Below are 19,116 nucleotides of genomic sequence, written 5' to 3' on the forward strand. Positions count from 1 at the left end.
TCTAGCCGAAAATGCCGCCGTTGTTGTTTCCGCCGTTGTTGCCCCCGTTGCCTCCGAAACTCACAGTTGTCAACGTGATCGTCTGACTGTTGGGGTCAGCCTGGGTGCCCGAGGGCGGGTCCTGAGAAGTAACGAAGGCGTTGTCGTCCTGAGAGCTGCCGCCTGCGAACTGGATGTTGTTGAAGCCGTTCTGCCGAAGAATCTGCTTGGCATTCTTCACAGTCTGGCCGACGACATTGGGCACCGGGGTCTGCTGGCTCTGCTGGAACACGCTGACGGTGAGGGCGATGGGCGTGTTCTTGTCGACCTGCTGGCCCGGCTGCGGGTTGGACGCGGTGACCTTGCCGTTGTCGTCCGGGTTGGTGGTGGGGGTGTTGTTGCAGGTCGGCACCAGGCCCAGCTGCGTCAGCTCGGCCTTGGCCTGGTCGCAGGACTCGCCGATGATGGTGTTGGGGACGGTGACCTTGTCCGCGGCCTTGGCGACGGTCAGGGTGATCTTGGAACCCTTCTGGACCTCCGTGCCGAGATCGGGGTTCTGCTTGATGACCGTGCCGGCCGGCTGCGTCGATACCTCGTCCTTGCGGACGACGTCGAACTTGTACTTGTCTCCCTCGAGCGTCGCCTTGGCGTCGTCGAAGGTCTGACCGAGGACGTTCGGCACGGCGACCTTGGGCGCGCCCGTCGACACCGTCAGGTTGACCGTGCTGCCCTTGTCCACGTTCGTCTTGGGCTGCGGATCCTGGTCGCAGACATTGCCCTTGGCCTGGTCGTCGCAGGGCTTCCTGGTGACCGACACCTTCAGGTCGACGTTGTCGGCCATTTTCTTGGCCGAGTCCTCGGTCTGGCCGACGAACGTCGGCACCGCCACCTTGCCGTTGCCCGTGTTGCCGCCGCTGGCGATCCACTTGCCGATCAGGATCGCGCCGATCAGGACGAGGATGCCCGCGACCACCAGGAGGATCGTGGAGGTGTTGGACTTCTTCTGCTGCTGGCGGCGGCGGCCGGACGGCTCGTCGTAGCCGTAGCCGCCGTCCGGGTTCATCGGCGGGAGCATGCTGGTCGCTCCCGCGCCGGAGTCCGGGCGCAGGGCCGTCGTCGGCTGGTCGTCCGGGTAGCCGCCGTAACCCACCGCGCCCATCGCGGCCGTCGCCGCGACCGGCTGGCCGTCCAGGCAGGCCTCGATGTCGGCGCGCATCTCGTCGGCCGACTGGTAGCGGTAGTCCGGGTCCTTGACCAGCGCCTTCAGGACGATCGCGTCCATCTCGGGCGTGATCTCGGGGTCGAAGACCGACGGGGGCTGCGGCTCCTCACGGACGTGCTGGTAGGCCACCGCGACGGGGGAGTCGCCCACGAAGGGGGGCCGTACCGTCAGCAGCTCGTACAGCAGGCAACCCGTCGAGTACAGGTCCGACCGGGCGTCGACCTGCTCGCCCTTCGCCTGTTCCGGCGACAGGTACTGGGCCGTGCCGATGACCGCGGCCGTCTGGGTCATGGTCATGCCGGCGTCGCCCATGGCGCGGGCGATGCCGAAGTCCATGACCTTGACCTGGCCGTTGCGGGTCAGCATGACGTTGGCCGGCTTGATGTCGCGGTGGACGATGCCGTTGCGGTGGGCGTACTCCAGGCCCTGGAGGATGCCGATGGTCATCTCCATCGCGCGCTCCGGCAGCAGCTTGCGGCCGCTGTGAAGAAGCTCACGCAGGGTGGAGCCGTCGACGTACTCCATCACGATGTACGGGATGGAGACCCCGTCGATGTAGTCCTCACCCGTGTCGTAGACCGCGACGATCGCGGGGTGGTTGAGCGAGGCGGCCGACTGGGCCTCCCGGCGGAACCGGGCCTGGAAGGAAGGGTCGCGTGCCAGGTCGGCGCGCAGGGTCTTCACTGCCACGGTGCGGCCCAGGCGGGTGTCATGCGCGAGGTAGACCTCGGCCATGCCACCACGGCCGAGCACCTGGCCCAGCTCGTACCGGCCGCCGAGGCGACGCGGCTCTTCCATAGCTACCTACCAGCCCTCTCCGTCGGTCTCGGCCGCACAGTGGTGTGCGGCCGGAGGCTGCCGTCCGGGCCTACCGTACCCGGCTCGCTTTGTGTGACCTGGCCAAGCCAGTAACCCGATACAGGACCGGTATCGCAACGTGCGCCGATGTGAAGGAGACGTGAGCGGTGTCACTTCCTGGTGGCGGGGTCACTTCTTGGACTTGATGACTGCCTCCATGACGTTCTTCGCGATCGGCGCGGCCAGGCCGCCGCCGGAGATGTCGTCGCGGTTGGCGCTCTCGTCCTCGATGACCACGGCGACGGCGACCGGCGAGCTGCCGTCGGGCAGCTTGGCGTAGGAGACGAACCACGCGTACGGGTTGGCGCTGTTGGCCACACCGTGCTGCGCGGTACCGGTCTTGCCGCCCACGGTGACGCCGGGGATCTGCGCCTTCGTGCCGGTGCCCTGCTTGACGACCGTCTCCATCATGGACTGCAGGATCTGCGCGTTGGCCGGCGACAGCGGCCGGCTCATCTCTTCCGGCTGGGTCTTCGCGACCGGGTCGAGGTTGGAGGACTGCAGCTCGTCGACCATGTACGGCTTCATCAGCTTGCCGTCATCGGCGACCGCCGAGGCGACCATGGCCATCTGCAGCGGGGTCGCGGCGGTGTCGAACTGGCCGATGGAGCTGAGCGCCGTCTGCGGGCGGTCCATCTCCTTGGGGAAGACGGAGGCGTTCGACCGCACCGGGGTGAACTGCTCGGAGTTGAAGCCGAACTTCTCGGCCTCCTTCAGCATCTTGTCCTTGCCGAGCTGGGCACCGATGTGACCGAAGACCGTGTTGCAGGAGATGCGCAGCGCCTCCCGGAGGGACACGTTCTTGCACTGGATGCTGCCCTCGTTCTTCAGCTCGCGCGTGGTGTCCGGCAGCGTGTAGGGCTGGGGGGAGTCGGTGGCCTGGTCCGCCGAGTTGTACAGCCCGTTCTCCAGCGCGGCCGCCGCGGTGACCAGCTTGAACGTGGAGCCCGGCGGGTAGGTCTCGCGCAGTGCGCGGTTGAGCATCGGGTCGGCCGGGTTGTTCGCCTTCTGGAGGCTGTTCCAGGCCTTGGCGTCGCTGTTGGAGTAGCCCGAGAAGGACGAGGGGTCGTACGACGGGTAGGAGGCCAGCGCCAGGATCTTGCCCGTGGACGGCTCCAGCGCGACCACCGCGCCCTTGCCGCCCTGCGCCTTCAGCCCGTCGAACGCGGCCTTCTGCGCGGCCGCGTTCAGCGTGGTGACGACGTTGCCGCCCTGCTTCGGCTTGCCCGTGACCATGTCGAGGGTGTTGCGGAAGAAGAGCCGGTCGTCGTTGCCGGTCAGGATGCCGTCGTCGAGCTTCTCCAGCTGGCTGCCGTCGAAGGCCTGCGAGGAGTAGCCGGTGACCGGGGCCCACATGGGCCCGTCCTTGTACGTCCGCTTGTACTTGAAGTCGCCGCTCTTGGACTCCACGGAGCCGGTTATCGGGTTGCCGTCGACGATGATGTCGCCGCGCGGGTGGGCGTAGCGCTCGATGGCGACCCGGCGGTTGTCCTTCTCGGTGGCGAGCTGGTCGGCCTTGACGTACTGGAGGTAGTTGTCCCGGATCAGCAGGGCCAGCACGAGCAGGCCGCAGAAGATCGCGATCCGGCGCAGGGGCTTGTTCATGACGGGCGGACCACCTGGGTCATCTCGGCGTCGGGGTTCGTGGCGGGGCTGGGCGCCGGGCGGCGGGCGGTGTCGCTGATGCGGATGAGGATGCCGATCAGTGCCCAGTTGGCCAGCACGGAGGAACCGCCGTACGCGACGAACGGCATCGTCATACCGGTCAGTGGGATGAGGCCCATCACACCGCCGGCCACGACGAACACCTGCAGCGCGAAGGCGCCGGACAGGCCGACGGCGAGCAGCTTGCCGAACGGGTCGCGGGCGGCGAGGGCGGTGCGCAGGCCGCGTTCCACGATCAGGCCGTAGATCAGCAGCATCGCCATGATGCCCGCGAGGCCCAGCTCCTCGCCGAAGGTGGCGAAGACGAAGTCGGAGTTGGCGGCGAACTTGATCAGGTCCGAGTGACCCTGGCCCCAGCCGGTGCCGAGGGTGCCGCCGGAGCCGAACGCCCACAGGGACTGCTGCAGCTGGTCGGAGTGGAGGATGCCGTCGTGGGTGACCTGGCGGCTGAGCTGGTACTCGCGCATCGGGTTGAGCCAGGCGTGGACACGCGTCTGGATGTGCGACTCGAAGCTCGCCACGCCGACGGCGCCGACCGCGGACATCAGCAGACCGAAGACGATCCAGCTGGTCCGCTCGGTGGCGACGTACAGCATGATGACGAACATTCCGAAGAACAGCAGCGAGGTGCCGAGGTCGGTCTCGAAGACGAGGATGAGGATCGACATCGCCCAGACGACCAGGATGGGGCCGAGGTCGCGGCCGCGCGGCAGGTACAGGCCCATGAAGCGGCGGCTGGCGAGGGCCAGGGCGTCGCGCTTCACCATCAGATAGCCGGCGAAGAAGACGGCGAGGACGATCTTCGCGAACTCACCGGGCTGGAGGGAGCCCAGGCCGGGGACGCGGATCCAGATCTTGGCGCCGTAGATGTCGGCCCCGAGGCCCGGCACCAGCGGCAGGAGCAGCAGGACCAGGGCGCAGACCATGGAGATGTACGTGTAGCGCTGCAGGACGCGGTGGTCCTTCAGGAAGATCAGCACCGCGGCGAACATGGCGATGCCCAGCGCGCTGTACAGCAGCTGGCGGGGCGCGGCCGCGGCGAAGTGGGGCAGCGACTGCAGCAGCTTCGACTGGTCCAGCCGCCAGATCACCACGAGTCCGAGCCCGTTGAGCAGCGTGGCCAGCGGCAGCAGCAGCGGGTCGGCGTACGGGGCGAACTTCCGTACGGCGAGATGGGCGACGCCGGCCAGCAGACCGAGACCGAGGCCGTAGGACAGCAGCCCGGCGGGCACCGAGTTGTTGATGGCCAGGCCCACGTTGGCGTAGGCGAACACCGGGATGGCCACGGCGAAGACCAGCAGGGCCAGCTCGGTGTTGCGGCGGCTCGGCGCGCCGATCGCGCCGATCGTGGACGTGTGGTGCGTCGGCGAGTTAGTCGTACTGCTCATCGTGTGACAGGGCCTCTCGCGGCTCGGCTACTGCTTGCCGCACTGATCGACGACCTTCTTTTCATCCTCGGAGAGGCTCGGGCCGGGGTTGGGGGTGGTGGTCGCGGACGGCGGCTTCGAAGGGTTCTTCGTAGCGGGCGCCGAACCGGATGGGTGCGGTGTCGGTGTTGCCTTGGACGTGAAAGCGGTACGGGTGGTTCCCGTGGTGCCCCCGGCCTCGCCCTGGCCCGTCTTCGCGTTCTGCTGCGATTCGACGGCCGTGCGCTGCGCCTGCTTCTTGCACGCGGAGGCCTGCACCGACAGCGCCTGGATCTTCGCCTGCGCCTGCTGCAGACCGCCCGCCGCGATCGTGTTCTTGACCTGCTTCTGCTGGTAGGGCGGCAGGTACTTGAGTTCGATCTCGGGGTGGTCCTTCTCCACCTTCGACAGCGACACCCAGGCCAGGTCCTGGCTGATCCCGCGGTACAGCGCCACGTGCTCGCCCTTGGCGCCGACGTAGTACTGCGATTGGGTCCAGCGGTAGCCGCCGTAGAGGCCGCCGCCGATCACGGCGAGGGCGAGCACGCTGTAGAACGATCTCTTCAGCCACTTGCGCCCGCCGCGCGGCTTGGTGAAGTCGCCGTCGGCGTAGTCGTCGAAACTGCCCGCCGGGATGTACCCGGTGGTGTCGCCGGAGCCGGGCGGGCCGAACTCGCCGCCGCCGTGCCCGGGCGCCCGGCGGCCCAGGTGCGAGGCGCGGCCGGCCGGGGTCTGCATGATGCCGTTGTCGTGCAGATGGTGCTGGTTCTCGGCGACCGCGCCGACCACGACCGGCTGGTCGGACAGCTGCCCGGCGAGGGTGTCACCGGTGTCCAGGTCCAGGACGTCGGCGACGATGACGGTGATGTTGTCGGGGCCGCCGCCGCGCAGCGCGAGCTGGATCAGCTCCTGCACGGTCTCCTGCGGGCCCTGGTAGCTGGCGAGGGTCTCCTCGATCGTCTGGTGGGAGACGACGCCGGACAGACCGTCGGAACAGATCAGATAGCGGTCGCCGGCCCGGACCTCGCGGATGGACAGGTCGGGCTCGACGTGGTCGCCGCTGCCGAGGGCGCGCATCAGCAGGGAGCGCTGGGGGTGGGAGGTGGCCTCTTCCTCGGTGATCCGGCCCTCGTCGACGAGCCGCTGCACCCAGGTGTGGTCCTGCGTGATCTGCGTGAGCACCCCGTCACGCAGCAGATAGGCGCGGGAGTCGCCGACGTGGACGAGCCCGAGCCGCTGCCCGGTCCACAGCAGTGCGGTCAGCGTGGTCCCCATGCCCTCCAGCTGGGGGTCCTCCTCGACCATGGCGCGCAGCTGGTCGTTGGCGCGCTGCACGGCGGCGCCGAGGGAGGTGAGGATGTCGGAGCCGGGCACGTCGTCGTCGAGGGTGACCAGGGTGGAGATCACCTCGGAGGAGGCGACCTCGCCGGCCGCCTGGCCGCCCATGCCGTCGGCGATCGCGAGCAGCCGCGGACCGGCGTAGCCCGAGTCCTCGTTGCCCTCCCGGATCATGCCCTTGTGCGATCCGGCGGCAAAGCGCAGTGACAGACTCATGCGCACCTCGCCCGTCGGCTCCGAATGCAGCCGGTCGTGTCGAGCCACACTGCCCACCCTCCGGTCGGGAGCGCGCCGGAGGCCGGGGTGCGGCCTGCTTCTGCGTGCTCGCTCCGCTCGCTCATTGTCGTACTACTTCCGCAGCTCGATGACGGTCTTGCCGATGCGGATCGGCGCGCCCAGCGGGATCGGCGTGGGAGTCGTCAGCCGGGACCGGTCCAGGTAGGTGCCGTTGGTGGAGCCGAGGTCCTCGACGATCCACTGACCGTCGCGGTCCGGGTAGATCCTGGCATGACGGCTGGAGGCGTAGTCGTCGTCCAGCACGATCGTGGAGTCGTGCGCCCGGCCCAGCGTGATCGTCTGCCCCTGCAGCGCGACCGTCGTGCCGGTCAGTGTGCCCTCGGTCACCACCAGCTTGGTGGGGGCGTTGCGGCCGCGCCGGCCGCCGCCCTGCTGGCCGCGCTGCTGCGGGGGCGCCGACTGCTGCCGGGCCGCCTGCTGCCGGCCCTGCGCTTGCGCGCGCCCGGCCTCCCTGCGCGCTCCGCGCTGGGTGACGCGCGTACCGAACAGGTCGCTCCGGATGACCTGCACGGCCACGATCACGAACAGCCACAGTACGGCCAGGAAACCCAGCCGCATGACCGTGAGGGTCAGCTCTGACATTGCCCCCGCTTCACCCTTCGGCTTGCCTATAGATAACGGTGGTGCTGCCCACGACGATCCGCGAGCCGTCGCGGAGCGTAGCGCGGGTGGTGTGCTGCCCGTCCACCACGATGCCGTTGGTGGAACCGAGATCCTGGATCGTCGAGGGTGTTCCGGTCCGGATCTCGCAGTGCCGGCGGGAGACGCCGGGGTCGTCGATCCGCACGTCGGCGTCGGTGCTGCGGCCCAGCACCAGCGTCGGGCGGGAGATCTGGTGGCGGGTGCCGTTGATCTCGATCCAGTAGCGGGTGCGCCCGCCGCTCGCCGGGGCGGCCGCGGGCCGCTGGGTGGCGGGCTGGGGGTATCCGTAGCCGCCGGGGCGGGCGCCGGGCGGCGGTGCGGCCGGCATCGGGGGCGCGCCGGCGGGCGCGGCGGACGGATAGCCGTACCCGCCCGGGCCGCCCTGCCCGGGACGGCCGGGGGCCGGGGCCGCGGCGGCCTGCTGCCCCTGCTGGCTGCTGGAGGAGGCGAGGGTGCGCGAGCGCACCCGGTACAGGCCGGTGTCGAGGTCGTCGGCCTTCTCCAGATTGACCTTGATCGGGCCCATGAAGGTGTAGCGCTGCTGCTTGGCGTAGTCGCGCACCATGCCGGCCAGCTCGTCGCCGAGCTGCCCGGAGTACGGGCTGAGGCGCTCGTAGTCCGGCGCGCTCAGCTCCACGATGAAGTCGTTCGGTACGACGGTCCGGTCACGGTTCCAGATCGTGGCGTTGTTGTCGCACTCGCGCTGGAGCGCGCCGGCGATCTCCACGGGCTGGACCTCGGACTTGAAGACCTTGGCGAAGGTGCCGTTCACCAGACCTTCGAGACGCTGCTCGAACTTCTTCAGGACTCCCATGGGGCACCTCCTCCATCCTTGCCGTTGCCTTGCCCTGCTGTGTGGCCGCTGCCTTGCCTGTACTGCCGGTTCCGCTGGTACTGCGCACTGATCGTATCTACGCGCCCGGCAATCAGCCGGTTCCCCCAGCGGCTCCCCTTCGAACTCCCGGTGCGCACTCCTGCTGCCATGGATCGTAGAGGGGGGCGAAGACCAGTGTCCCGCACCTGGCTGTGGACCCGGCCCGGCTCCTGGGGAGATGCCGGGGAACGGTACGAGGTTGATACGTGAACCGAGTCTCCTTGATACGTGGGGGAGGGATGGGGTGGGTAGGAGGGGCGGTTGGGGGGCGTTGTGGGCTTGGTCTCGGGCGCGGGCGCGGGGTTGGGCTTGGCCTCGGGCGCGGTTGGGGGGGGCGGGGGTTGTGGGCTTGGGGCGGGGGTCGGTGGGGAGTTGGTGCTTGGGTGGGGGCGTGACGGGGGGCATGACGGGCCTGGGTGGGGGCCTGGTGGGGTCGTGGCGGGCTCGGGGCTGTCTCGGGGGTCCGGGGCGGTCTCGGGCCGGAGGGAAGGGATGTGAACCCACCCCGTACGACGTGCTAATGTTCTGGGTGTCGGAAGGGGCCGGCCCGAAAGGGCGGGAACCGGAAGACACACCCAATGCGCGGGTGGCGGAATAGGCAGACGCGCTGGATTCAGGTTCCAGTGCCCGCAAGGGCGTGGGGGTTCAACTCCCCCCTCGCGCACAGAGAGAAACCGACGAAACGGGTCTCTGCCGGTGACGGAAGTCACCGCAGAGGCCCGTTTCTCGTTGTGTCCGGGTTTGTGAGGTATCGCACAACCTGGAGGCGGACGTAGGAGACCCCATCGGTGAGCTATCTCACCGATGGGGTCTACAGCTTTTCTGTGAGCGATGTCGTGTTGTTACGCGGGAGTCGATCCGGCTAGGCGGCGGGTGCGAGGTGCCCGGTCGGGGTCCAGGTCTTCGGTTCTTTCGTCTGACGGCGGTGATGGGTGCGCCGCCGTGGGCGCTCGCCGCCGAGGGACAGCGTGTCCAGCCACTTTTTGATCTTGCGGCGGTTGGCGTGGGCCAGCTGGAAGGCGAGCAAGATCGTTTGCGCCGCGATGCCGCGGATGCGGCGGGAGCCAGCCGATTCGATGCCCTCGGCGAGGGGGTTCTTGGCGTAGCCGTTGTAGCCCTCGACGCTGTTGCGGAGCCGGAAGTAGACTTTCTGCCATTCCGGGCTGCCGTACTCCAGGGCCTGCCAGTGCTTGGCGCCGGTCTCGGGGCTGATGGTGATGGTCTTCTGGCGGCAGACCTTCAGCGGGCCGACCGGGCTGGGCTCCGGGTCGACCAGGGGGAGGTGGATTCCGCGGCCCATGGTGCGGGGCTTGATGGGGCACTGAGCCTTGCCTGCCTCGGCGGGGCACATCATCCGCTGGTAGCCGTCTGCATCGGCGTTTTCTTTGGGCATCAGGCGGTACGCGCGGCGGGCCGCGATGAGCCGGACCCAGGTTTCGCGGTCGATGCGTTCGGCGTGGAGGTCGATGGTGGCGTCGATGAGGGGCTGGGGCATGGACGGGCAGTACCAGCGGCCCTCGACGAGGATCGCGCCGTGCGTTCCGCCCTGCTTGCCGAGCTGGTCTCCCCGGTAGTCGTAGACGGGCTTGTAGCCCATGGCCCGGATGGGGAGCTGCCACTCGTCGGGCTCGGAGTTGTTGTAGGCCCGGTCGCCGGCCAGGAATCCGGGTTTGTATCCACGCTCCCGGAGTCGGTTGAGGATCTTCAGGCCGTTGTACGCCGGGCGATGGCCGGGTTTGTCGAGGGCGGCACCGAGGACGAGGGCGGGGAGGACCTCGGGGTCGGGTGTGCCGTCGTCGAGGAGGACGGAGTCGTGTTCTGCGTCGCGGGTCACGATGAGGTGGGCGTCGTATCCGAAGAGATACCTCTTCCTGAGCGAGGTCTTCTTCTTGTCCTCGATGGCCTTGGCCTTGCCCGGTTTCGTGGGTGGAGGAGCTGGGCGCATGGACTCGGACACGGGTGAGTCGGGGTCCCGGTGGTCGCCTTCGCGTACGTACCAGCCGGCGTCCGGGTCGGTGGCGAGTTCGGGGCCCCTCGTACGGCGACCGCGGGAGAACGTCCGGACGGGGGTGGCGTCGATGCCCAGGGAGACCTCTGCCAGTTCGCTCAGGAGGGTGTGGAGGGGCCGTACGGAGCGTCCAGCACGAACTCGGTGAACAGGGCCAGCCGCCGCTCCCGCTCCGCCAGGTCGTCGAGGTCGGCTGCCGCGGTCAGAGCCGGGACTTGACGGGGCGTGCGGACAGGTACGGGACATCGTCCGCCCCCCGCGGTTTTCCCATACCGGAAGATTCCGCGTTGATCCCGTTGAGAAGACGGGCCGCGTGGTGGTGCGGGTTGACTGGTGTGGGGGCCGGCCTGTTGGGCCGGCCCCCAGGTCCCTGACGGGGGTTGGGTGTTGCGTGTCAGTGGAGTGCGTTGTTCAGGAAGGTGTTGGCCTGGGCGACCGCTGCCTGGGCGGCGTTGGTGTTGCGCAGGGCGTTGAGCATCGCGAAGTCGTGGATGGTGCCGTTGTAGCGCACGGCGGTCACGTCGTTGCCGGCGGCGCGGAGCTTGGCTGCGTAGGCTTCGCCCTCGTCGCGCAGCACGTCCGCCTCGTCGGTGATGACCAGTGCCTTCGGCAGTCCGCTGAGCTGATTGAGGGTGGCGCGCAGCGGGGATGCGAGGATCTGGTTGCGGTCCTTGGTGTTGGGGGCGTAGGCGTCCCAGAACCACTGCATGGCCTTGCGGGTGAGCCATGGGCCGCCTGCGAACTCGCGGTAGGAGGCGTCGTTGAAGGCGGCGTTGGTCACCGGGTAGAAGAGGACTTGGCCGCGCAGCTTCGGCCCGTGCTGCTGCTTGTCCATGAGGCTGACAGCGGCGGTCATGTTGCCGCCGACGCTGTCGCCCGCGAGGGCGATCCGCGAGCCGTCGACGTTGATCTCGTTGCCGTGCTCGGCGACCCACTTGGTGGCGGCGTAGGCCTGCTCGATGGGGATCGGGAAGTGCGCTTCGGGGGCGGGGGTGTAGTCGACGAAGATCACGGCGGCGTGTGCGCCGTTCGCGATCTGCCGGACCAGGCGGTCGTGGGTCCCCTCGTTGCCGAGCACCCATCCGCCGCCGTGGAAGTACATCACGACCGGGAGCCTGCTGGTCGCTCCGGCGGGCCGGACGATGCGGATCGTCAGCTTGCCGGTGGGGCCGACGGGAAGGGTGCGGTGAGAGACGTCCGCCGGGGGCAGCGGGACCGGGCCGGACTGCGCGGTGTCCAGGGCCTTACGGGCGTCGGCGTACGACAGGGTGTAGATTGGGGGGGTTCTTGGCCGCCGCATCGGCGAACACCTGGGTGTCGTGCTCCAGCACGACCGAGGAGTGCCCACTCGACGAGCTGGTGGAGGCAGGGGAGGCGAGAGCATTGCCGGCGGCGACGATTCCCGCGACGAAGGGGACGGCCGCGGCGAGCGCGATCTTACGGCCGATGCGGGGGGAGAGTGCGGACATGACGGAATATCTCCTGGTTGTACGGGGTGTGGGCGACGCAGTGCCCAGCGGCCGAACGCCTGCTGGATGCGGATGGATCAGGTCGGATGGGTGCTGCCTGGTCAGTTGGTGCCCAGAACGTCGCGCAGCGTGGTGATGGCCTGGGTGATGGCGGCCTCGGCGGCGTGGGTGCCGCGCAGGGCGTTGAGCATCACGAAGTCGTGGATGATGCCCTGGTAGCGGACGGCGGTGACCGGGACACCGGCCTCGCGGAGCTTGTTGGCGTAGGCCTCGCCCTCGTCGCGCAGGACGTCGGCCTCGCCGGTGATGACCAGCGCCGGGGGCAGGTCCTTGAGCTGCTCGGTGGTGGCGCGCAGCGGGGAGGCGGTGATCTGGGCGCGGTCGGCCTCGTCGGTCGTGTACTGGTCCCAGAACCACTGCATGGCGTCGCGGCGCAGGAAGTAGCCCTCGGCGAACTGGTGGTAGGAGCCGGTGTCGAAACTGGCGTCGGTGACCGGGTAGAACAGCACCTGCTGCACCAGGGGGACGTCGCCGCGCTCCTTGGCCATCAGGGTCAGCGCCGCGGCCATGTTGCCGCCGACGGAGTCCCCGGCCACGGCGATGCGGGTGGCATCCAGGTTCTTCGCGGCGCCGTCGGTGACGATCCAGCGGGCGACGGCGTAGTTCTGCTCGATGGCGACCGGGTAACGGGCCTCCGGGGACAGGTCGTACTCGGGGAAGACGACGGCGGCCCGGGCGCCGACGGCCAGCTCGCGGACCAGGCGGTCGTGGGTGTGGGCGTTGCCGAAGACCCATCCGGCGCCGTGGATGTAGATGATCACCGGCAGCACGCTCTGAACGTCGGCAGGGCGGACGATGCGGGCCTTGACCGATCCGGTGGGGCCGCCGGGGACGGTCACCCACTCCTCGGCGATTTCCGGCTTGGTGATCTCGCCGGACTGGACCTCGTCGACGGTCTTCCGGCCTTCGGCCGGACCCAGGTCGAACAGGTACGGCGGGTTCGCGGTGGCCTCGGCGAAGGCTGCGGCGGCGGGCTCCAGCACCGGGCGGGTGGTGGTCTCGGACATGGGTCGCTCCTCATGGGGGATGGCGGTGGGCGGCGAGCGGTGAGCCCGGCCGGCCGGCGGGGCTGACTGGAACAGTACTGCACGATTTAGTCGTGCACAACTTAATCTAGCGCTACATAATCGTGGGCGCCTGGAAGAGGTAGAATGGCGTTCGCCGATCATTCGATGTGAGGACCGAAGCCATGGACGAGAACGGGCACCACGCCGCTGAGCCGGGCTCGCTCCTGCTTCAGGACCAGCTGTGCTTCGCCTTGTACGCCGCCTCGCGGGCGGTCACCGTCCGCTATCGGCCCCTGCTGGACGACCTGGGCCTGACCTACCCGCAGTACCTGGTCATGCTGGTGCTGTGGGAGCAGGACTCCATATCCGTCCGGGAGCTGGGCACCGCGCTCCAACTGGAATCCAGCACCCTTTCTCCGCTGCTCAAACGCCTGGAAGCCGGTGGCCTGATCCGCCGTGAACGACGCGCCGAGGACGAGCGGTCCGTCTCCATCCACCTCACCCCTGCTGGTGCGGATCTTCACGAGAAGGCTCGTACCGTCCCTGCGGCCATCGGCGAGGCCATGGGGCTGACTCCCGAGCAGGACGCCGCGGCCAAGAACTTGCTCCGCCTGCTCGCCAGGAACGTCACCCGCAGCTGAGCTACCGGGTGAGCGAAGCTGGTGGGGTGTCTCCGCATCCATCGCCGAAGCACCTGGCCTGCGGCGCGGGAAAAATCGCCCGGCAACGCGGGAAACGATCTACACAGAGGTTGCATCGGCCCTGACCAGGGCATTCCGTCGGTTCCCTGCAGTTCTCTGGCAGAGACGAGACGGGTCTCTGCCGGTGACGGAAGTCACCGGCAGGGGCCCGTTTTCGCGTTGTGGGCCCGCTTCTTGTTGTGTCCCAGTTTGTGATGAATCGCACAGACCGAGGGCGGACGCAGGGCGCCCATCGGTGAGCTGTCTCACGGGCGAGGCCAGTGATGCCTCCTGTCGCCGTCGGCTGCTCTCGCCGCAAGTGCGGCGACGTATTGCCTGCGGCGAGGCATCTCCTTGCCAGCTCAGGATCCGTTCTGCGGGATGCTTGGAGGTTCAGGCGTTCCGGGGTTCAGTACCGGCTCGGCTGGCACCGCGGGCACCACACCGTGCCCCGGCCCCCCAGCCGGGAGCGGCGCAGGTGGGTGCCGCAGCGGGGGCATACCGGGTCGGGGTCGTCGCGATGGCCGGTGAGCCACCCGTCGCGCGGTGGCACGCAGCCGGCGTTGACCGAGGAACGCAGCGTGCGCCGCATGTGGGAGTACAGGTGCCGGCGTTCGCTCTCCGTCAGATCACCGGCCCGGGTGCCGGGGTGCAGCCCGGCACGCCACAGGATCTCGTCGGCGAGCAGATTGCCGAGACCGGCCAGGACGGACTGATCGGTCAGCGCCGTTTTGATGTGACCGCGGCGCACGCGGAGCCCGGCCTCGAAGTCCTCACGGTCCACTGCCAGCGCATCGGGACCCTGACGGTCCAGCAGCCGGGCGACGCCGGAGTCGTCGTCGGCCAGCCACAGGCCCTGGAGCTTGCGCTGGTCGCGGTAGCGGAGCTGGCGGCCGCCACTCAGGTCGAACAGGACGCGGTCGTGGGCCTCGACGGCGTCGTCGGGATCGGCGCAGAGCAGCCGACCGGTCATACCGAAGTGCAGCAGGGCGGTCGGGCCGCCGGTGTGAGCGAGCAGCCACTTGCCGTGCCGCTCCGGCTCGGTGAACCGCCGGCCCTCCAGCGCCTCGCGCAGCCGCCGTACGCTCACCCCGTGCAGGACGCCCGCGTCGCGCACGTCGACGCGGCGGATCTCTCTGCCCTTCGCGCAGGACACGAGCACCCTGCGGAAACCCTCGACGTCCGGCAGCTCAGGCACGGCGGACGCCCCCGTGCCGACTGACGACGCCCTGCGCTTGACGGGGGTACGACGATCGAGCCGGAGCCGGAGCCGCAGGGGGTGGGGGCGCGGTCCCTCGCTTCTGTCCCGGGGCCATGGCAGCCTCCTCGCTGCGCCGGGCCTGTGCCGACGCGGTGGCGATTCCGAAGGCGGGTGTGGGCATGAGGCGCGGCGCGCCGGGCTCGCGGAGACCGTGGGTACGGCGCCGCTGCCGACGGCCGTCCACCCGAGTGCCCTCCGCGTCGCTGTTCGTACCGTGTCAGGCCGTCATCCACAGGGTCTGACGCGTTGCGGGCGTCGGCTGTACCGTCTGCACGAGTTGATGTTCGTGTAGATGTTCGCGCCGAAGGGCGTTCGGGGGAGGCGGTCGCGGTGACCGGAACCGGTGGGGAAGTGCTGGCGGACGCGGTGGACCAGGAGACGCGCCGGCTGCCGCGGGTGCGCGGGTTCGCCCAGTGGCCGCGGCAGGGCTCGCCCAGGGACGAGGGCAAGGCGCTGCGGACGAGCGTGCCGCGCGGCGCGCACCGCACGCTCGACCTGGACCCCTCCCGCCCCGACGCGGTGAGCGCCGTCATCGAGTCCAACGCCGGCCGTATCGAGGAGCTGACCCCCATCCGCGTCGGACGGATGGCGGCGACCCCGTTCGCCTTCCTGCGCGGCTCGGCCGGACTCATGGCGTACGACCTGGCCCGCACCCCCATGACCAGGATCGGCACCCAGATATGCGGAGACGCGCACGCGGCCAACTTCGGCCTGTACGGCGACCACCGCGGCGACCTCGTCATCGACCTGAACGACTTCGACGAGACCGTGTACGGTCCCTGGGAGTGGGATCTGAAGCGGCTCGCCGCCTCACTGGTGCTCGCCGGACGGGAGGCCGGCGCCGACGAGGACACCTGCCGTACCGCCGCGCGGGACGCGGTCGGCGCCTACCGCCGCACCATGCGCCTGCTCGCCAAGCTGCCCGTGCTGGACGCGTGGAACGCCATCGCGGACGAGGAACTGGTCTCCCACACCGACGCCCACGATCTGCTCGGCACCCTGCAACGGGTCTCCGAGAAGGCCCGGGCCAACACCAGCGGCCGGTTCGCGGCGAAGTCGACCGAGGAGGCGGCGGACGGCGGACGCCGTTTCGTGGACGCCTCACCGGTCCTGCGCCGCATCCCGGACGCCGAGGCGGCGGAGGTCGCTGCGTCCCTGGAGGAGTACCTGACGACGCTGCCCGAGGACCGGCACCCCCTGCTCGCCCGGCACGCCGTCCACGACGTGGCCTTCCGGGTGGTCGGCACCGGCAGCGTCGGCACCCGGTCCTATGTCGTCCTGCTCCTCGACCACCGCGAACAGCCGCTGGTCCTCCAGGTCAAGGAGGCCCGCCCCTCCGCGCTCGTCCCGCACCTGGCCACGGCCGGCTTCGAGACGCCGCCGGTGGCACACGAGGGGCGCCGGGTCGTCCTCGGCCAGAAGCGGATGCAGGTGGTCAGCGACATCCTCCTCGGCTGGACCACGGCCTGTGGCCGGCCCTTCCAGGTCCGCCAGTTCCGCAACCGCAAGGGCAGCGTCGACCCCGCCGCCCTCGCCGCCGACCAGATCGACGACTACGGCCGGATGACCGGCGCCCTGCTGGCCCGCGCCCACTCCCACAGCGCCGACCCCCGCCTGATCGCCGGCTACTGCGGCAAGAACGAGGAACTGGACGAGGCGATAGCCACATTCGCGGTCACCTACGCCGACCGCACGGAGGCCGACCACGCGGAACTGGTGACGGGCATCCGAACGGGACGCATCGTGGCGGAGCTGGGCGTGTGAGGCGGGGGCGGGGCTTCCCACCCGGCAGACCACCCACAGCCCTACGGCACCCCGCCGCATCTCCACCCCCTACCCTGTTCGCGTGACGACCCCCGATGCCGAACAGTCCCCGCGCCCCGAGGAGCGGCTCGAACAGGCCGTACGGGCCGCCGAGCAGGCGTTGATCGAGTACGAGATCGCCGTGGAGACGTTCCGCGTCGAGGTCGAGAACTTCTCCCGGCTGCACGAACAGCGGCTCGGCCCGCTCTACGCCCGCATCGAGGTGCTGGACGCCGAGATCGCCGAGGCCAGGGCCGCCCGCACCGGCGACCCGGAGGACATCCGCCGCGCCGAGGAGGCCCGCGCGCGGATCCTGCCGATCCCCGGCGTGGAAGAGCTGCTGCACGGCTGGATGGACGGCCACGGCCTCTTCCCGGAGGCCGCCGCCATGCTGACCGACCAGGCCGTACGGCCCCCGGAGCGGGTGCGGCCCAGCGAGGAGGCCCGCAAGCTCTACCGCGAGCTGGCCCGCAAGGCGCACCCCGACCTGGCACAGGAGGAACAGGAGCGGCAGCGGCGTGAGGAGTTCATCACCCGCGTCAACGCCGCCTACGCCCGCGGCGACGAGACGCTGCTGAAGGAGCTGGCCGAGGAGTGGGCGGCCGGCCCGGTGCCGCCCGAGCGGCGCCCGAGCCCGGCCGAGGAACTGTACGCCCGCCTCGAATGGCTCGCCCAGCGCAAGGAACTGCTCACCCTCATCGCCCGTGAACTGGAGGAGGGCGCCATCGCCGGCATGCTCCGGCTCGCCCCGGACGACCCCGACGGACTGCTCGAGGAGATCGCCACCAAGCTGCGCTCCGACATCGCACAGCGCGAGGCGGAACTGGCGGCCCTGCTGGAGCAGGGCTGAGCCTGGAACAGGGCTGAGCCGCGGCTCGGCCCGGCCGGCTCCGGGGAGCTTCGGGTAGCGTCGGGGGTATGAGTTTCGGAGCTGGTGTGCCCACGGTCGAGGTCACGGACCTCAAGGACAGCGACTTCCTGCTGGACGTCCGCGAGGACGACGAGTGGCAGGCAGGCCACGCCGAGGGGGCGCTGCACATCCCCATCAGCGAGTTCGTGGCCCGCTACGGCGAGCTGACCGAGGCCGCCCCGCAGGACGGCCGTGTCCACGTCATCTGCCGCTCCGGCGGCCGCTCGGCGCAGGTCACCATGTACCTGGTCCAGCAGGGCATCGACGCGGTGAACGTCGACGGCGGCATGCAGGTCTGGCAGGCCGCGGGCCGCCCGGTGATCACCGACGACGGCCGGCCCGGCTTCGTGCTGTAGTCGCTTCCCCGCGGCCCCGGGGGCCGCGCGGTCAGCCCAGCGGATGGGCGGCCAGCAGATCCCCTAGCCTCTCCTCGTGCGCCGCCGCCGGGCCGAGCGCCAGCTCCAGGTGCTTGGCCCAGGCGTGATAGCGGTGCAGCGGACAGTCGGTGTCGGCGCCGAACCCGCCGTGCAGATGCTGTGCCGTCTGCACCACCCGGCGCACCCCCTCCGCCGCCCAGATCTTCGCGACCGCGACATCCCCGGCGGCGGGCAACGCCCCCGGCGCCCCTGAGGCGATCCGCCAGGCCGCCTGCCAGAGGGTGGCCTCCATGGCGCGCAGATCGATGTACCGGTCCGCGGCCTGCACGGCCACCGCCTGGAAGGTCGCGAGCGGATACCCGAACTGCTCCCGCTTTCCCGTGTACTCGGCGGTCATCCTCAGCACCCGCTCGCCCAGCCCGAGCGCCAGCGCGCAGCTGCCGGTGGCAAGCAGCGCGTACAGCCACTCCCAAGCGCCGTCGGTCTCGATGACGTCGTCCGCGTCGATCCGCACGGACATGAGCCGCAGCTCGGCCAGCCGCTCCCCACTGGTGGACACCTGCTCGGCGAGCACCACCCCGTCCTGCTCGCGCGCCACCAGCGCGAGCACGGTCCGCTCGGCAGCCGCGCCCTCGAGGTGCGCCGGTACGACGACGAGATCCGCGTCGTACGCCCACGGCACCGCCGTCTGCACCCCGTCCAGCACCCAGACCGGACCGTCCCGCCGCGCGCCGACGGCCAGTTCGGCCGGGTCGTGGCCACTGCGGCCGTTCGCCGCGACGGTCAGCACCAGCTCACCCCGTCCGGCCCGCGCGAGCACGCGCGCCGCCAACTCCGCGCCACCGTACGCCTGTACGGCGGCTGCCGCCGCGCTGTGCTCCAGCAACGGCACCCGGGCGAGCACCTTGGCGGACTCCCGCAGCACCAGGCACAGCGCGATCGCGTCCAGACCGGAACCGCCGTGCGCCTCGTCGAGCAGCAGACTCAGCAGGTCCGCCTCGGCCAGCCGGGACCACAACTCCCGGTCGAAGCCCTCGGCCACGGCACCGGTGGTGAGCGCCGGGCTGGGCACCGCGTCCGGTGCCACACCGGCGAACACCCCGCACGCCGCCTCGGCCGCCGCCCGCTGCTCCTCGGTGAAGGTGAAGTCCACGGCCTGTCCTTCCGACGGGGTGGGTGTCGGTGATCTGACGAGGCGTCAAGATAGAACAAGTTCTAGGAGAAGGGAATGGTGCGGAGTCTTCGGTGTTCCTGGGGCCC

Annotated in this window: 16 protein-coding genes and 1 tRNA gene; 5 read left to right on the plus strand and 12 right to left on the minus strand. The window is 69.9% G+C overall.

Translation table 11 applies throughout. The features are described 5' to 3' along the window. Nucleotide 1: 1 nt before the first annotated feature. The 6 genes from pknB to ACWCQS_RS15810 all read right to left on the minus strand — a co-directional run bounded on the left by pknB (nt 2) and on the right by ACWCQS_RS15810 (nt 8,221). On the minus strand, nt 2-1,999 hold the full coding sequence (gene pknB / locus ACWCQS_RS15785; RefSeq protein WP_451004934.1) for a Stk1 family PASTA domain-containing Ser/Thr kinase: 1,998 nt from the start codon (nt 1,997-1,999) through the stop codon (nt 2-4). A 189-nt stretch (nt 2,000-2,188) separates the two neighbouring features. Next, nucleotides 2,189-3,664, minus strand: a complete 1,476-nt coding sequence (locus ACWCQS_RS15790; RefSeq protein ID WP_451004935.1) for a peptidoglycan D,D-transpeptidase FtsI family protein — start codon at nt 3,662-3,664, stop codon at nt 2,189-2,191. Further along, complete coding sequence (locus ACWCQS_RS15795; RefSeq protein WP_388622872.1) at nt 3,661-5,112, minus strand: FtsW/RodA/SpoVE family cell cycle protein; 1,452 nt, start codon at nt 5,110-5,112, stop codon at nt 3,661-3,663. The genes ACWCQS_RS15790 and ACWCQS_RS15795 overlap by 4 nt, the downstream gene beginning before the upstream one ends. Before the next feature lie 27 nt (nt 5,113-5,139). Next, on the minus strand, nt 5,140-6,684 hold the full coding sequence (locus ACWCQS_RS15800; RefSeq protein WP_451004936.1) for a Stp1/IreP family PP2C-type Ser/Thr phosphatase: 1,545 nt from the start codon (nt 6,682-6,684) through the stop codon (nt 5,140-5,142). 132 nt (nt 6,685-6,816) lie between these two features. Then, complete coding sequence (locus ACWCQS_RS15805) at nt 6,817-7,347, minus strand: FHA domain-containing protein FhaB/FipA (RefSeq protein WP_450981505.1); 531 nt, start codon at nt 7,345-7,347, stop codon at nt 6,817-6,819. A gap of 10 nt (nt 7,348-7,357) precedes the next feature. Continuing rightward, entirely contained in the window at nt 7,358-8,221 is an 864-nt protein-coding gene (locus tag ACWCQS_RS15810) for an FhaA domain-containing protein (RefSeq protein ID WP_451004937.1), read from the minus strand. Nucleotides 8,222-8,861: 640 nt separating this feature from the next. Between ACWCQS_RS15810 and ACWCQS_RS15815 the strand changes: the two genes are divergently transcribed. Then, nucleotides 8,862-8,945: transfer RNA gene (locus ACWCQS_RS15815), tRNA-Leu, on the plus strand. A gap of 198 nt (nt 8,946-9,143) precedes the next feature. On the opposite strand, the gene ACWCQS_RS15820 is transcribed toward ACWCQS_RS15815, so the two are convergent. The 4 genes from ACWCQS_RS15820 to ACWCQS_RS15835 all read right to left on the minus strand — a co-directional run bounded on the left by ACWCQS_RS15820 (nt 9,144) and on the right by ACWCQS_RS15835 (nt 12,825). After that, nucleotides 9,144-10,238, minus strand: a complete 1,095-nt coding sequence (locus ACWCQS_RS15820) for a hypothetical protein (protein WP_451004938.1) — start codon at nt 10,236-10,238, stop codon at nt 9,144-9,146. A 445-nt stretch (nt 10,239-10,683) separates the two neighbouring features. After that, nucleotides 10,684-11,589, minus strand: a complete 906-nt coding sequence (locus ACWCQS_RS15825) for an alpha/beta hydrolase (protein WP_451004939.1) — start codon at nt 11,587-11,589, stop codon at nt 10,684-10,686. Beyond that, the gene (locus ACWCQS_RS15830) at nt 11,534-11,758 is read right to left on the minus strand and encodes a hypothetical protein (RefSeq protein WP_451004940.1); all 225 of its coding nucleotides are present in this window, start codon (nt 11,756-11,758) and stop codon (nt 11,534-11,536) included. The genes ACWCQS_RS15825 and ACWCQS_RS15830 overlap by 56 nt, the downstream gene beginning before the upstream one ends. Nucleotides 11,759-11,859: 101 nt before the next feature. Further along, nucleotides 11,860-12,825, minus strand: coding sequence for an alpha/beta hydrolase (locus ACWCQS_RS15835; protein WP_451004941.1), 966 nt, complete (start codon nt 12,823-12,825; stop codon nt 11,860-11,862). Between the two features lie 182 nt (nt 12,826-13,007). On the opposite strand from ACWCQS_RS15835, the gene ACWCQS_RS15840 reads away from it, so the two are divergent. After that, the gene (locus ACWCQS_RS15840; RefSeq protein ID WP_451004942.1) at nt 13,008-13,466 is read left to right on the plus strand and encodes a MarR family winged helix-turn-helix transcriptional regulator; all 459 of its coding nucleotides are present in this window, start codon (nt 13,008-13,010) and stop codon (nt 13,464-13,466) included. Between the two features lie 448 nt (nt 13,467-13,914). On the opposite strand, the gene ACWCQS_RS15845 is transcribed toward ACWCQS_RS15840, so the two are convergent. Continuing rightward, entirely contained in the window at nt 13,915-14,703 is a 789-nt protein-coding gene (locus ACWCQS_RS15845; RefSeq protein WP_451004943.1) for an Fpg/Nei family DNA glycosylase, read from the minus strand. Between the two features lie 393 nt (nt 14,704-15,096). On the opposite strand from ACWCQS_RS15845, the gene ACWCQS_RS15850 reads away from it, so the two are divergent. The 3 genes from ACWCQS_RS15850 to ACWCQS_RS15860 all read left to right on the plus strand — a co-directional run bounded on the left by ACWCQS_RS15850 (nt 15,097) and on the right by ACWCQS_RS15860 (nt 17,835). Further along, nucleotides 15,097-16,530, plus strand: a complete 1,434-nt coding sequence (locus tag ACWCQS_RS15850; RefSeq protein ID WP_451004944.1) for a DUF2252 domain-containing protein — start codon at nt 15,097-15,099, stop codon at nt 16,528-16,530. A gap of 82 nt (nt 16,531-16,612) precedes the next feature. Further along, complete coding sequence (locus ACWCQS_RS15855) at nt 16,613-17,419, plus strand: hypothetical protein (RefSeq protein ID WP_451004945.1); 807 nt, start codon at nt 16,613-16,615, stop codon at nt 17,417-17,419. Nucleotides 17,420-17,505: 86 nt separating this feature from the next. Then, nucleotides 17,506-17,835: a rhodanese-like domain-containing protein gene (locus tag ACWCQS_RS15860; RefSeq protein WP_450981565.1), complete on the plus strand. Its 330-nt coding sequence runs from the start codon at nt 17,506-17,508 to the stop codon at nt 17,833-17,835. Between the two features lie 31 nt (nt 17,836-17,866). Here the strand turns inward: ACWCQS_RS15860 and ACWCQS_RS15865 are convergent, their stop codons facing one another. Beyond that, a complete protein-coding gene (locus ACWCQS_RS15865) occupies nt 17,867-19,009 on the minus strand; it encodes an acyl-CoA dehydrogenase family protein (protein WP_451004946.1) in 1,143 nt (380 codons plus the stop codon). Between the last annotated feature and the right edge of the window lie 107 nt (nt 19,010-19,116).

The organism is Streptomyces sp. NPDC002076 (assembly GCF_053593835.1).

Coding starts and splice junctions, on each gene's coding strand:
- ACWCQS_RS15800 (WP_451004936.1), bottom strand. CDS start 6,684: ATGAGTCTGTCACTGCGCTTTGCCGCCGGATCGCACAAGGGCATGATC.
- ACWCQS_RS15790 (WP_451004935.1), bottom strand. CDS start 3,664: ATGAACAAGCCCCTGCGCCGGATCGCGATCTTCTGCGGCCTGCTCGTG.
- ACWCQS_RS15805 (WP_450981505.1), bottom strand. CDS start 7,347: ATGTCAGAGCTGACCCTCACGGTCATGCGGCTGGGTTTCCTGGCCGTA.
- ACWCQS_RS15835 (WP_451004941.1), bottom strand. CDS start 12,825: ATGTCCGAGACCACCACCCGCCCGGTGCTGGAGCCCGCCGCCGCAGCC.
- pknB (WP_451004934.1), bottom strand. CDS start 1,999: ATGGAAGAGCCGCGTCGCCTCGGCGGCCGGTACGAGCTGGGCCAGGTG.
- ACWCQS_RS15810 (WP_451004937.1), bottom strand. CDS start 8,221: ATGGGAGTCCTGAAGAAGTTCGAGCAGCGTCTCGAAGGTCTGGTGAAC.
- ACWCQS_RS15825 (WP_451004939.1), bottom strand. CDS start 11,589: ATGCGGCGGCCAAGAACCCCCCCAATCTACACCCTGTCGTACGCCGAC.
- ACWCQS_RS15795 (WP_388622872.1), bottom strand. CDS start 5,112: ATGAGCAGTACGACTAACTCGCCGACGCACCACACGTCCACGATCGGC.
- ACWCQS_RS15830 (WP_451004940.1), bottom strand. CDS start 11,758: ATGTCCGCACTCTCCCCCCGCATCGGCCGTAAGATCGCGCTCGCCGCG.
- ACWCQS_RS15840 (WP_451004942.1), top strand. CDS start 13,008: ATGGACGAGAACGGGCACCACGCCGCTGAGCCGGGCTCGCTCCTGCTT.